Here is a 13,985-nt window from a genome sequence, read left to right on the forward strand (position 1 = left end):
CCTGGAGGGGCTATGCACGTCACCGGCACCACGCCCTACCCGTGGCCGTACGACGGCGACCTGCGCGGGGCCGGCACCGCGCTGCTCGTCGTCCTGCCGATCGGCGTCGAGCCGCCCGAGGCCACCGGGCCGCTCGCCGCCGCGGTGCACGCCGCGGGCGGCACGGTCGTCGTCGTGCGCACCACGGCACCCGCACCCGGCGCCGTGCGTCCGCCCGGCATCCCGTCGGAGGCGGCGGCCGGCGTCGCGGACCTCGACCTGACCGCCGGCGGGGTCGACGGGTTCTACGCCAGCGACCTCGACCTCGTGCTCCGCACCGGCCGGGTCCGGCGCCTGCTGCTCACCGGCGTCGGGCTGGAGACCTGCGTGCACTCCACGATGCGCGACGCCAACGACCGCGGGTACGAGTGCCTGCTCGTGCTCGACGCGTGCGTGCCGATCGACCCCTCCCTGGTGGCGGCGTCGGTGTCGAGCATCGAGATGTCGGGCGGCATCTTCGGGGCCGTCGGCACCAGCGCCGACGTCGTCGCCGCCTTGTCCAGCCTTGCCGAGACCGTTGGAGCCCTCCCATGACCGAGCTGCTGACCTCGACCACCTTCGGCCCTGTCGAGGCGGACCCGTACGCGTGGCCGTACGACGGCACGTTCTCCGCCGCCACGACCGCCGTGCTCAACATCGACTGGCAGCAGGACTTCTGCGGTCCCGGCGGCTACGTCGACGCGATGGGCTACGACCTGGCGCTCACCCGCGCGGGCCTGGCGCCGACGGCGGCCATGCTTGAGGTGGCCCGTGGGCTCGGCTTCCACATCCTGCACACGCGCGAGGGGCACCGGCCCGACCTGTCGGACCTGCCCGCCAACAAGCTGTGGCGCTCGCGGCGGATCGACGCGGGCATCGGGGACCTCGGTCCGTGCGGTCGCATCCTCACGCGCGGCGAGCCCGGTTGGGAGATCGTCCCCGAGGTCGCGCCGCTGCCCGGGGAGCTCGTCATCGACAAGCCCGGCAAGGGCTCGTTCTACGCCACCGACCTGGACCTGATCCTGCGCAGCCGGGGGATCACGCACATCATCCTCACCGGCATCACGACCGACGTCTGCGTGCACACCACCATGCGCGACGCCAACGACCGCGGCTACGAGTGCCTGCTGCTGTCCGACTGCACCGGCGCCACGGACTACGGCAACTACCTGGCGGCGCTGAAGATGGTCACGATGCAGGGCGGCGTCTTCGGCGCGGTCGCGGACTCGGCGGCCCTGCTGGCGTCGCTGGCCGCCCCGCTGAGCGACTGACCAGAAGAGTTCGTCCTGCCCGGTAGGACGAACTCTTCAGGATGACGCCGGACGGCGTCCGGATGATCCTCGTTCGACGGAATCGCCCGTAATGGTTGCTGCAAGTTGCTGCAAGCGGATACGGTCGGCGACACCTGCCCCGCACATCGACGTGCGGGGAGACGAAGGAGTCGCCATGTCGCCCGCCGACGCCCCCGTCCGTCCCCTCTCCCGTGCGCTCGCCGCGCTGACCGCCGTCGCGGTCGCCGGCGTCGGTCTCCTCGCCGCCGTCGGCACCCCCGCTGCTGCCGCGGACCGCACGGTCGCGCTCGTCGGCTCGTTGCAGAGCGAGCTGGGCTGCCCCGACGACTGGCAGCCCGCGTGCGCCGAGACCGAGCTCGCCCCGACCGGCACGGCAGGCGTGTACGCCGCCGACTTCACGGTCCCGGCAGGCAGCTACGAGTACAAGGTCGCCATCGACGACAGCTGGGACGAGGCGTACGGCAAGGACGGCGGCGACGCGAACATCCCGCTCGTCGTCGCCGGCCCGTCGAGCCTGCGGTTCACCTACGACGACACCACGCACCGCATCGCGCTGACCCCGCTGGAGCTGGGCGGGGACTACACGCCGGCCGACGACGCCCTCGTCGCGGACCCGGTGCGGGACCCCGGCGCCGACCAGCAGTTCTACTTCGTCATGACCGACCGGTTCGCCGACGGCGACGACGCGAACGACACCGGTGGGCTCACGGGCGACCGCCTGGTCACGGGCTTCGACCCCACCGACAAGGGCTTCTACGAGGGCGGTGACCTGGCCGGCCTGCACGACAAGCTCGACTACATCGAGGGCCTGGGGACGACGGCGATCTGGCTGACGCCGTCGTTCAAGAACCGGCCGGTGCAGGGCTCGGGCGCCGACGTGTCGGCCGGGTACCACGGCTACTGGATCACGGACTTCACGCAGATCGACCCGCACCTGGGCACCAACGCGGAGCTGGAGGCGCTGATCGCCGACGCCCACGCGCGCGGGATCGACGTCTACTTCGACATCATCACCAACCACACGGCCGACGTCATCGACTACGCCGAGGGCCAGTACGACTACGTCGACAAGGCGACGTCGCCCTACACGGACGCCGCGGGCACGGTGTTCGACCCCGACACGTACGCCGGCACGGACACCTTCCCGGCGACGGACCCCGCGACGAGCTTCCCGTACACGCCGGTGATCGACCCCGAGGACGCCGACGTCAAGGTGCCGGGCTGGCTGAACGACCCGACGCTCTACCACAACCGCGGGAACTCGACCTACAGCGGGGAGTCGACGACGTACGGCGACTTCTCCGGCCTGGACGACCTCATGACCGAGAACCCGGCAGTGGTCGACGGCTTCGTGGACGTCTACAACCAGTGGGTCGACCTGGGCGTCGACGGCTTCCGCATCGACACCGCCAAGCACGTGAACTTCGAGTTCTGGCAGAAGTTCACCACCGACGTCCGTGACCACGCGGCCTCGATCGGCAACGACGACTTCTTCATGTTCGGCGAGGTCTACGACGCCGACCCGGTCAAGCTTGCGCCGTACCTGCGCGACAGCGACATGAACGCGGTCCTCGACTTCACGTTCCAGTCGGCGGCCAGCAACTACGCCAAGGGGTTCTCCTCGGGCGGTCTGGCGGCGCTGTACGCGGGCGACGACCGGTACACCACGCCGACGACGAACGCGCAGGCCCTGCCCACGTTCCTCGGCAACCACGACATGGGCCGCATCGGGTACTTCGTCAAGGACGCGGACAACCGGGAGCAGCGCTCCGAGCTGGCGCACTCGCTCATGTACCTCACGCGCGGACAGCCTGTCGTCTACTACGGCGACGAGCAGGGGTTCGTCGGCACCGGGGGCGACAAGGACGCCCGCCAGTCGCTGTTCGCGACGCAGGTGGACGAGTACGCGAACCAGAACCTGCTCGACGGCACGCTCGCGGGCTCCGTCGACCGGTACGACACCGACTCTGCGCTGTACGACCACATCGCCGAGCTGGCCGCCCTCCGCACCGCCCACCCGGCGCTGCGGACCGGCGCGCAGATCGAGCGGTTCGCCGACGGCGCGGTCTACGCCTTCAGCCGGGTCGACGCGCAGGAGAAGGTCGAGCACCTCGTCGCGACGAACAACGGCACCGCCGCAGCGACCGTCACGATCGACACCCTGACGCCGGGCGCGACGTTCGCGCCGCTGTACGGGACGTCGACGGGCGTGACGGCAGCCGCCGACGGGACCGTGTCGGTGACGATCCCCGCCCTGGGCGCGATCGTGCTCAAGGCCGGCACCACCGTCGGCGCACCGGCCACCGCCGGTGACCTCACCCTGACGGCCCCGACGCCCGGCGCCGGGCTGACCGGCGACGTGGCGGTCAGCGCCGACGTGGCCGACGACGTGTGGAGCCAGACGTCGTTCGCCTACCGCGTGCTCGGCGACGACGACTGGACCCCGCTGGGGACCGCGGAGACGACGTCGCCGCGCGTGTTCCACACGGTCACGGACCTGCCCGACGGCGCGGTGGTCGAGTACCGCGCGGTCACCGTCGACGCTGCCGGCCAGAAGTCGGCCGCCTCGACGTACGGCGGTGTCGGCGGCGCGATCGACGGGGTGGTCGACCCCGGCCCGGACCCGGGCGAGGACCTGTTCATCACCGTGCCCGGCAGCCACAACGCCGAGATGGGCTGCCCGGGCGACTGGCAGCCGGACTGCGCCGCGGCCCAGCTGACCAAGCGCGCCGACGGCATCTACGCCGGCACGTTCACGCTGCCCGTGGGCAGCTACGAGTACAAGGTCGCCGTCGGCGGCTCGTGGGACGAGAACTACGGTGCGGGCGGTGCGCCCGGTGGCGCGAACGTCGCGTACACCGTCGCGACGGCCGGTCCGGTGACGTTCTACTACGACGCGACGACGCACTACTTCACGTCGACGGCGCAGGGCCCGATCCTCACGGTCCCCGGCTCCGCCAACAGCGAGCTGGGCTGCTCCGGCGACTGGATGCCGGACTGCCTGAAGTCCTGGCTGCAGGACCTGGACGGCGACGGGACGTACACGTTCACCGCGCTCGACCTGCCCGAGGGAGCGTACGAGGCGAAGGTCGCGCACAACCTCGGCTGGGCCGAGAACTACGGCGCCGGCGGGGTGCGCGACGGGGCGAACATCCCGTTCTCCGCCCCGGGCGGCAAGCCCGTGACGTTCTCCTACGTGCTGGCCACGCACGTACTGACCATCGAGGTGACGGACCCGCCGCTGCCCGGTACCGGTGAGGAGAGCGCGCACTGGATCGACGCGCGCACGATCGCCTGGCCGGCAGCGTGGGCACCGACCCCGGCGACCAGCACCTTCGCGCTGCACGGCTCGCCGACCGGTGGGCTGTCCGTGGGCGATCTCGGTGACGGCGACCCCGTGGCGCTCACCTACGAGCCCGCCGGTCTGACCGAGGCACAGCTCGACCGGTTCCCGGCGCTCGCGGGGTACCTCGCCCTGCGTGTCCCGGACGGGACGCCGACCGGGGAGCTCCTGCGCGGTGCGCTCCTGGTCACCCAGGCCGCGGCCGACGGCACGTACCAGGCGGCGACCGGGGTGCAGATCCCGGGCGTCCTGGACGACCTGTACGCGGCCAAGGCCGCCAAGCGCACGCTCGGTGCGACGTGGAAGAAGGGCGTCCCGTCGCTCGCCCTCTGGGCGCCGACCGCGCAGAAGGTCGACCTGCTCGTCGGCACCGACCAGCGGGTGGCAGCGAAGCGGCAGCCCGACGGCTCCTGGACGGTGGACGGCAAGAAGTCCTGGGCCGGCGCACAGTACCTCTGGGAGGTCACGGTCTACGCGCCGACGACCGACCAGGTCGAGGTCAACCGGGTCACGGACCCGTACTCGGTGGCGCTCACCCTCAACTCGACGCACTCGGTGCTGGTGGACCTGGCCGACAAGGCCTTCCGCCCGCGTGAGTGGGAGAAGGCGAAGCAGCCGGTGGTGCGGCCCGTCGACCAGACGATCTACGAGCTGCACGTGCGGGACTTCTCGATCAACGACCTCAAGGTCCCTGCGGCGAAGCGCGGCACGTACCTGGCGTTCGCCAGCAACGGCAACGGCCGCGCGCACCTGCGCGACCTCGAGAAGGCGGGCCTGACCACGGTGCACCTGCTGCCGACGTTCGACATCGCCTCCATCCAGGAGGACAAGGCCCTGCAGGAGACGCCGGACTGCGACCTGGCGTCGTACGCGCCGGACTCCGACCAGCAGCAGGCCTGCGTCACGGCGGTCGCCGACGCGGACGGCTTCAACTGGGGCTACGACCCGCTGCACTGGACGACGCCCGAGGGCTCGTACGCGGTGGACGCGAACGGCGGCGCGCGGGTCGCCGAGTTCCGCACGATGGTCGGCGCGCTGCACGCGGACGGCCTGCAGGTGGTGCTCGACCAGGTGTTCAACCACACCACGGCCAGCGGGCAGTCGCCGCAGTCCGTGCTGGACCGCGTGGTGCCCGGCTACTACCAGCGGCTCAACGCGACCGGCAACGTCGAGACCTCGACGTGCTGCCAGAACATCGCCACCGAGCACACCATGGCGCAGAAGGCGATGGTCGACTCGGTGGTGACGTGGGCCCGCGACTACAAGGTCGACGGCTTCCGGTTCGACCTCATGGGCCACCACTCCGTGGAGAACATGGAGGCCATCCGGACCGCCCTCGACAGGCTCACGCCGAAGAAGGACGGCGTGGACGGCAGCAAGGTCTACCTGTACGGCGAGGGCTGGAACTTCGGCGAGGTGGCCGACAACCGGCTGTTCACGCAGGCCACGCAGGGCCAGCTGGGCGGGACGGGGATCGGCACGTTCTCCGACCGGCTGCGCGACTCGGTCCGCGGCGGCGGCCCGTTCGACGAGAACCCGCGCATCCAGGGCTTCGGCTCCGGCGGCGGCACCGACCCGAACGGTGACGCGATCAACGGCTCGGCGGCCGACCAGCTGGCCCGGGCGGCGCACGACGCCGACCTGGTCCGCCTCGGCATGGCGGGCAACCTGCGCGACTTCTCGTTCCTGACCAGCGCGGGCACCGTCCAGACGGGGGAGCAGCTCGACTACAACGGCCAGCCGGCCGGGTACGCCGACTCCCCGGAGGAGGTCATCACCTACGTCGACGCCCACGACAACGAGACGCTGTGGGACGCGCTCACGTACAAGCTGCCCACGGACACCCCGATGGCGGACCGCGTGCGCATGAACACCGTCTCGCTGGCCACGACGGCCCTCGCCCAGACGCCGTCGTTCTGGCACGCGGGCGCCGACCTGCTGCGCAGCAAGTCGCTCGACCGCAACAGCTACAACTCGGGCGACTGGTTCAACCTGCTCGACCTGTCCGGCCAGGACAACGGCTTCGGCCGCGGTCTGCCCCCGGCGGCCGACAACGAGGCCAAGTGGTCGTTCCAGCAGCCGCTGCTGGCCGACCCGGCGCTCAAGCCGACCCCGGCGGACATCGCCACGGCGTCGAAGGCTGCGGACGACCTGCTGCGGCTGCGGTTCTCGACGCCGCTGTTCCGGCTCGGCTCCGCCGACCTGATCGAGCAGAAGGTCGGCTTCCCGGGCTCCGGCCCCGACGCCGACCCCGGCGTGGTCGTCATGACGATCGACGACGAGCCCGGCTGGGACCGTTCGACGATGCGCTGGGCCAAGGACGTGGACAAGAAGCTGGACGGCGTCCTGGTCGTCCTCAACGCGTCCGACGAGGCGACCACGCAGACCGTGTCGGCTCTGGCGGGCCACCGGCTGTCCCTGTCGCCGGTGCAGGCGAAGGGCAGCGACCCCGTGGTCAAGGGCACCACCTGGGACAAGGCCACCGGCACGGTGACCGTCCCGCCGCGGACCGTCGCGGTGCTGGTGGAGCAGGCCGGCTGGGCCCACGGGAGCAGCCACGGCTGGTGGCACTGGTGGGGGAACGGTCGCAGCTGACGCAGGACCCGCAGGGCCCTGTCCCGCACGGGGCCCTGCGACGGACAGCCGAAGGGCCCGCGACCAGTGACTGTCGCGGGCCCTTCGGTGGGTGCCGGGTTGCGGAGACCGCGGCGGGTGGTCGTGCCAGGGGCGTCAGCCCTTGACCGACCCGGACATGAGGCCGCCGATGAAGTACTTCCCGAGCAGGATGTACACCAGCAGCGTGGGCAGCGACGCGAGCAGGGCGCCCGCCATCGAGATGCCGTAGTTGGTGAGCAGGGCACCGTTGGCCAGGTTGTTGAGCGCCAGGGTGACCGGGCCGTTCTGGCTGGAGGAGAAGAACACCGCGAAGAGGAAGTCGTTCCACGCCGAGGTGAACTGCCAGATGAGGACGACCACGAAGCTGGGGATCGAGATCGGCAGGACGACGGACCAGTAGGTCCGCAGCATCCCGGCGCCGTCGACGCGCGCCGCCTCGACCAGCTCGTCGGGGATCGACATGTAGTAGTTGCGGAAGATCAGCGTCGTGATCGGCAGGCCGTAGATGACGTGCAGGATGATCAGCGACGGGATGCCCGACGGGATGCCGGCGCCGAGCATGAGCTGCAGCAGCGGGATCATGACGGCCTGGTAGGGGATGAACATCCCGAACAGGATCAGCGTGAAGACGAGGTCGGCGCCCTTGAAGCGCCACCGCGCCAGCACGAAGCCGTTCATCGAGCCGAGGAACGACGAGATGATCGCGGCCGGGATGACCATCTGGAACGTGCGCCACAGAGACGGCGACAGCGCCTGCCACGCGCCGGTCCAGTTCTCCATGGTCCACACCTGCGGGAGGTTCCACGCACGTGCGGGGGAGGCGTCACCCTGACCCTTGAAGCTGGTCACGATGAGCACGTAGACCGGGATCAGGACGAGCAGCGTGAAGAAGATGAGCAGGGCGTACTTCGCGGTCCTGCCCTTCGAGAACCGGCTGGTCGTCTTGGGCGGCTCGATGGTGAGCGGCGCGCCGAGAGGAGCGGTGAACTCGGCAGGGGTCACGACGGTCATCAGTGCTTCTCCGTCCGGTTGAGGTGCACCAGGTACGGGATGATCAGCACCGCGACGATGACGAGCAGGATCGCGCCGACGGCCGCCGCGTTGGAGTAGTCGAAGCTCGACTTGAAGACGTACATGTCGATGGCAGGCACCTTGGTCTGGTAGTTCGCCGGCTTGGAGATCGACATGATCAGGTCGAACGCCTTGAGCGACATGTGCCCGACGATGATCACCGCGGACAGGGCGACGGGGCTCAGCTGCGGGAAGATCACGTGCCGGTACATCTGCCACGTGGAGGAGCCGTCCATGCGGGCGGCCTCACGCAGCTCCTCGGGGACGCCCCGGAAGCCGGCCAGGAACAGCGCCATGACGTAGCCCGAGAGCTGCCAGACCGCGGGGATCGCGATGGCGGCGATGCCGACGTCGACGTTGTTCCACCAGTTGTTCTGCAGGAACGGCAGGCCGATCATCTGGAACAGCCGGTTCAGGCCGGACGCGTTCTCGCCCTGGTTGGAGTTGAGCAGCCAGCGCCACACGACGCCCGACGCGACGAACGAGACCGCCATCGGGAACAGGTAGATGGAGCGGAAGACGCCCTCGAACCGCACCGGGCGGTCCAGCAGCCAGGCCCAGACGAAGCCGAAGAACATCGTCCCGGCCAGGAAGACGACCGTGTAGATGACGAGGTTCTTCAGTGAGTGCTGGAACTCCTCGGAGCCGAAGAGGTCGACGTAGTTCTGGAGCCACACGAAGCTGACGGGCTCGCGACCGTTCGCCTGTGCGGCGTTGTGGACGTCCTGCATCGAGGTCTTCGCGTTGATCGTGAGGAGTCCGTAGACGAAGACGCCGAGCAGGATCAAGGTCGGCGAGATGAGCAGGAGGGGTGGGCCCCACTTGCGGATCTGTCGGGGCACGAGTGCCTCCTGAGTCGTGACGAGCGAACGGACGGTGCTGCTGCTGTGCGGGTGCGGGACGCGGCCCGTCCCGGTCCTGGGATCACCAGGACCGGGACGGGACCGGTCACGCCGTGAGCCGGATCAGCTCGCGTTGGCCTCGGCGGCCGCGACGAGGTCGGCCTGGAAGCCGGCGAGGTCGCCGCCACCGGTGGTGAACTTGCTGGTGGCGTCCGAGATCGCGTTCGCCCAGGCGGTCGGCGCCGCTGCACCGTGCGCGAGCGAGGACACGATGGTGTCCTGGCCGAACGACGCCATGGCCGACTGCTGGTACTCCGAGAAGTCCTCGGGCTTGGCGTCGTTGCGGGCCGGGATGGAGCCCTTCGCCTTGTTGAACGCGACCTGACCGTCGAGCGACCCGATCGTCTTCAGCCACGCCTTGGCGCCGGCGGGGTGCGGGGCACCCACGGCGAGCGTGAACGAGTCGGCCAGGAAGTCGAAGACGCCGTCGGTGCCGGGGACCGGCATGTAGACGTAGTCGGCCGGAGACTTCTTCCCGGCCTCCTCGAACGCCGCGACGGCCCAGTCGCCCATGACGTTGAACGCGGCGTTGCCGTCGATGACCTGCTGGGTCGCGTCGGGCCAGTCGAGGCCGTCGCGGTCCTCGTTGGTGTAGCTGATGAGCTTCTCGAAGTCGGCGAGCGCGTCGGTGACCTCGGAGCTGGACCAGTCGGTCGACCCGTCCCAGAGTCCGTTGTAGCCGTCGGCGCCCAGGTCGGAGAGCAGGATGGTCTCGAGCAGGTTGACCTGGGTCCACGTGGTCGCCAGCGACAGCGGCGTCCGGCCCGTCTTCTCGCGGACGGTGTCGAGCGCGACGAACCAGTCGTCGAGCGTGTCGTACTTCGCGGCCGGGTCGAGACCCGAGTCCGTGAGGAGCTGGGTGTTGGCCCAGACGACGTTCGCGCGGTGGATGTTCGACGGGATCGAGTAGATCTTGCCGTCGACCGTGAGGCGCTCGACCAGGTCGGCCGGGAACGCGTCGCGCAGACCGAACTCGTCGTAGAGGGCCGAGACGTCCTCGACCTGGCCGGCGTTGATGTAGTCGGTCAGCTCCGCGCCCGCGTGGGCCTGGAACGTGTCCGGCGGGTCGTTGGCCTGCAGACGGGACTGCAGCAGGTCCTTGGCCGCCGAGCCGGCGCCACCGGCGACGGCGCCGTTGACGAACGTGACGTCCGGGTTCTGGACGTCGAAGACGCCCACGAGGGCGTCGAGACCGAGCTTCTCGGACCCGCTGGCCCACCAGGTGAAGACCTCGACCTCTTCGCCGGTGCCGCTCGTTGCGTTGTCGCCGGTGTCGCCGGAGCTGCACGCGGCCAGCGCGAGGCTGGCGACGGCGAGACCTGCGGCCATGGCGGTGAACTTGCGTGCGTTACGCATGTGACTCCTACGCCTTCGTTGCCGTGGATGTGGGTATGGCTGGCCGGGGTGGTTGCCCGCGGCCGGTCGTGCTCGCCCGGCGGTGCGGGAGCGCCTGCCGGACGATCGGTCGGAGGCTCAGCTGTGCGCCTCGGCCGATCCGGGTCACATCTCATAGGGCGAACCCCTTGAAGTCAAGAAATGAACGCAGGAGTAGCCGAATCGTGATCTGACGTTCACCCTTCGGAGACGAGGGCGCGGAACGGGTCCCCACAGAGGCCGCATCCGGGGCATTCCTGACGCATCACCGCAGGTCGCCGCGCTCCCGGGTTCCCGCGCCGAAGCGGCTCGCCGGTCGCGTGCGCGCACCCGGCGCATTCCGCACGGGGTGCGAACTGCGCGTGTGTATCCTTCGCGCGTGGGCAATGACCGGGTCACCCCGGGCTCTCAGACTTCACTGCGTGAAGCCAACCGAGCGCGGATCGTCAGTGCCGTCCAGCAGCGTGGGTCGCTCACGCAGGTCGAGCTGGCCGGCGTCACCGGCCTGTCCCCGGCCACCGTGTCCAACATCGTCAAGGAGCTGACGAGCGCCGGCGTCCTGCACACCGCTCCCACCTCGCGCAGCGGTCGTCGTGCGCAGCAGGTGACGCTCGCCCGCAACCTCGGTCTCGTCGCGGGCATGCACTTCGGCACCCGGTCGCTGCGGGTGGCACTGTCCGACGTGGCGCACCGGATCGTCGCGGAGCAGCGCATGCCCCTGCCGCCCGACCACCGCGCCGACCAGGGACTCGAGCGGGCCGCGCTGCTGCTCACCGAGATGGTCGACTCCGTCGACGCCGTGCTGTCCGAGGTGCTCGCCGTCGGGGTCGGCGTCCCGGCGCCCGTCGACGTCCGGACCGGCCGGCTCTCCTCCCTGGGGATGCTGCGCGGCTGGGACGGTGCTGCGGTCCCGCAGCTGCTCGGCGACCGGCTCGGTCTGCCCGTCTACGTCGACAACGACGCCAACCTCGGCGCGCTCGCCGAGGTCCGGCTCGGTGCGGCCCGCGGCAGGCAGCACGTCGTCTACGTACGCGCGTCGCACGGCGTCGGCGGTGGGCTCGTGCTCGGCGGCGAGGTGTTCCGCGGCCGCGTCGGCGCCGCGGGGGAGATCGGACACACGACGATCGACGACCAAGGCCCCATCTGCCGCTGCGGGAACCGCGGCTGCCTCGAGATGTACGTCGGGGCGCCCGTGCTGCTCGACATGCTGCGCCCGAGCCACGGGAACCTCACGCTCCGTGACGTCATCGCGCGCGCGGCCGCCGGGGACACGGGGTGCCGACGCGTCATCGCCGACGCCGGGCACCACCTCGGCGTGGCCGCGGCAGGCGTCTGCAACCTCTTCGACCCGGAGCTCCTCGTGGTCGGTGGCGAGCTCGCGGACGCGGGGGAGATGCTCCTCGAGCCCCTGCGCGCGGCGCTCACCCAGCGCACGATCCCCAGCACCGCCGGCCCCGTCCCCGTCGTCGGCGCCGAGCTCGGCGCCGCGGCCGAGGTGCGCGGCGCGCTCGCGGTCGCGCTCGACGCCGTGACGATCGCCGGCGCCGGGGCGGTGGTCGTGTGACCCGCGCGCTGCTGATCGTCCTCGCCGCCCTGCTCGCCCTCGGCGGCTGCGCCGAGGCGCCGACGACGGCGGCCCCGTCCGACCAGGTCATCGCGCTGCTCCTCCCGGAGTCGAAGACCGCGCGGTACGAGGCGGTCGACCGCCCCCAGTTCGAGAAGGTCGTGGCCGACCGCTGCCCCGACTGCCGGGTCATCTACGCCAACGCCAACCAGGACGCGGTCGCGCAGCAGCAGCAGGCCGAGTCCGCGCTCACGCAGGGTGCGGGCGTCCTCGTGCTCGACGCCGTCGACGCCGCGGCGGCCGTGAGCATCGTCGGGCAGGCGCACCGACGCGGCGTCCCCGTCATCGCCTACGACCGGTTCATCGAGGACGCCGAGCTCGACTACTACGTCTCGTTCGACAGCCGCCGCATCGGACGCCTGCAGGGCGACGCGCTGGTCCGGGAGCTGGCCGTCGCACGCTCCGGGCCCGACGACCCGCCGCAGGGTGTGCTCATGGTCAACGGGTCGGCCACCGACCCGAACTCCGCGGCGCTCGAGGCCGGGGTCGAGGAGGCGTTCGAGGGCGCCCGGATCGAGATCCTGGCCGCGTACGACACCCCCGACTGGAGCCCTGACAAGGCCCAGGAGTGGGTGACCGGCCAGCTCACGCAGTACTCCGGGCAGGTGGACGCCGTGTACGCCGCCAACGACGGCACCGCCGGCGGGGCGATCTCGGCGATGAAGGCCGCCGGGCTCGACCCGGTCCCCCCGGTCACCGGCCAGGACGCCGAGCTCGCGGCCATCCAGCGGATCGTCACCGGCGACCAGTCGATGACGGTCTACAAGGCGATCAGCGAGCAGGCGCGCACCGCCGCCGAGCTCGCGGTGCGCGTGCTGCGCGGCGAGGTGCCGGTCACCACCGCCCGGGTGCAGGGAGTGCCGTCGTTGCTGCTCAGCCCTGTGCCTGTGACCCTGGACAACGTGCGCCGCGTCATCGTCGACGGCGGCGTCTACACCACCGAGGAGATCTGCGTGGAGCCCTACACCGACGCCTGCGCCGACGCAGGCCTGCTCGACGGGGGGACGTCATGAACGGGCCTGTCCTCGCGCTGCGTGGGGTGTCCAAGAGCTACGGCGCCGCCCGTGCGCTGGTCGACGTGGACCTGCAGGTGAACGCCCACGAGGTGGTCGCGGTCATCGGTGACAACGGGGCCGGCAAGTCCACCCTCGTCGGTGCGCTGACCGGTGCGCTCCTGCCCGACGAGGGCGAGGTGCTCGTCGACGGCAGCCCGGTCACCCTGTCGGACCCGTCGGTCGCGCGCGGCCTCGGGATCGCGGCCGTGTTCCAGGACCTCGCCCTGTGCGCCAACCTCGACGTGGTCGAGAACCTCTACCTCGGGCACGAGGCCCAGCGCGGGCTGCTGCTCGACGAGGTCACCATGGAGAAGCACGCGTGGGAGCTGCTCAACCAGCTCGCCGCCCGGGTGCCCTCGGTCCGGGTGCCCGTCGCCGCACTGTCCGGCGGCCAGCGCCAGGCCGTCGCCATCGCGCGCTCCCTGCTGGGCGAGCCGCGCGTGATCGTCCTCGACGAGCCGACCGCGGCCCTCGGGCTGCGGCAGACGGCCGAGTTCCTCACGCTCGTCGAGCGGCTGCGCGAGCGTGGGCACGGCGTCCTGCTGACCAGCCACTCGCTGGCCGACGTGCAGGCCGTCGCGGACCGCATCGTCGTCCTGCGGCTAGGCCGCACCAACGGGGAGTTCGACGCCGCCAGGACGAGCTACGAAGAGCTGCTCGCCGCGGTGACGGGGATCCAGCGGTGACCGG

The 13,985-nt window shown here is 71.0% G+C and carries 9 protein-coding genes; 6 read left to right on the forward strand and 3 right to left on the reverse strand.

What is annotated here, in order from left to right:
* Nucleotides 1-12 precede the first annotated feature (12 nt).
* From ACXJKF_RS12985 to pulA, 3 genes are all read left to right on the forward strand, one after another.
* Entirely contained in the window at nt 13-573 is a 561-nt protein-coding gene (locus tag ACXJKF_RS12985; RefSeq protein WP_456788128.1) for a cysteine hydrolase family protein, read from the forward strand.
* Complete coding sequence (gene biuH / locus ACXJKF_RS12990) at nt 570-1,289, forward strand: biuret amidohydrolase (RefSeq protein WP_456788129.1); 720 nt, start codon at nt 570-572, stop codon at nt 1,287-1,289. Before ACXJKF_RS12985 ends, biuH begins: the two co-directional genes overlap by 4 nt.
* Nucleotides 1,290-1,464: 175 nt before the next feature.
* Nucleotides 1,465-7,248, forward strand: coding sequence for a pullulanase-type alpha-1,6-glucosidase (gene pulA, locus ACXJKF_RS12995; protein ID WP_456788130.1), 5,784 nt, complete (start codon nt 1,465-1,467; stop codon nt 7,246-7,248).
* A 135-nt stretch (nt 7,249-7,383) separates the two neighbouring features.
* On the opposite strand, the gene ACXJKF_RS13000 is transcribed toward pulA, so the two are convergent.
* The 3 genes from ACXJKF_RS13000 to ACXJKF_RS13010 form a co-directional block, all read right to left on the reverse strand.
* Nucleotides 7,384-8,280, reverse strand: a complete 897-nt coding sequence (locus ACXJKF_RS13000; RefSeq protein ID WP_456788131.1) for a carbohydrate ABC transporter permease — start codon at nt 8,278-8,280, stop codon at nt 7,384-7,386.
* Entirely contained in the window at nt 8,280-9,182 is a 903-nt protein-coding gene (locus ACXJKF_RS13005; RefSeq protein ID WP_456788132.1) for a carbohydrate ABC transporter permease, read from the reverse strand. The genes ACXJKF_RS13000 and ACXJKF_RS13005 overlap by 1 nt, the downstream gene beginning before the upstream one ends.
* 123 nt (nt 9,183-9,305) lie before the next feature.
* The gene (locus ACXJKF_RS13010) at nt 9,306-10,598 is read right to left on the reverse strand and encodes an ABC transporter substrate-binding protein (RefSeq protein ID WP_456788133.1); all 1,293 of its coding nucleotides are present in this window, start codon (nt 10,596-10,598) and stop codon (nt 9,306-9,308) included.
* A 397-nt stretch (nt 10,599-10,995) separates the two neighbouring features.
* On the opposite strand from ACXJKF_RS13010, the gene ACXJKF_RS13015 reads away from it, so the two are divergent.
* From ACXJKF_RS13015 to ACXJKF_RS13025, 3 genes are read left to right on the forward strand one after another with little or no spacing between them, the layout of a single operon-like run.
* Nucleotides 10,996-12,180 (forward strand): ROK family transcriptional regulator, encoded by a 1,185-nt coding sequence (locus tag ACXJKF_RS13015; protein WP_456788134.1) that lies wholly within the window; start codon nt 10,996-10,998, stop codon nt 12,178-12,180.
* Nucleotides 12,177-13,253 (forward strand): substrate-binding domain-containing protein, encoded by a 1,077-nt coding sequence (locus ACXJKF_RS13020; protein ID WP_456788135.1) that lies wholly within the window; start codon nt 12,177-12,179, stop codon nt 13,251-13,253. The genes ACXJKF_RS13015 and ACXJKF_RS13020 overlap by 4 nt, the downstream gene beginning before the upstream one ends.
* The gene (locus tag ACXJKF_RS13025) at nt 13,250-13,981 is read left to right on the forward strand and encodes an ATP-binding cassette domain-containing protein (protein ID WP_456788136.1); all 732 of its coding nucleotides are present in this window, start codon (nt 13,250-13,252) and stop codon (nt 13,979-13,981) included. The genes ACXJKF_RS13020 and ACXJKF_RS13025 overlap by 4 nt, the downstream gene beginning before the upstream one ends.
* Nucleotides 13,982-13,985 lie beyond the last annotated feature (4 nt).

The sequence above is a fragment of the Cellulomonas sp. P5_C5 genome, from assembly GCF_054049655.1.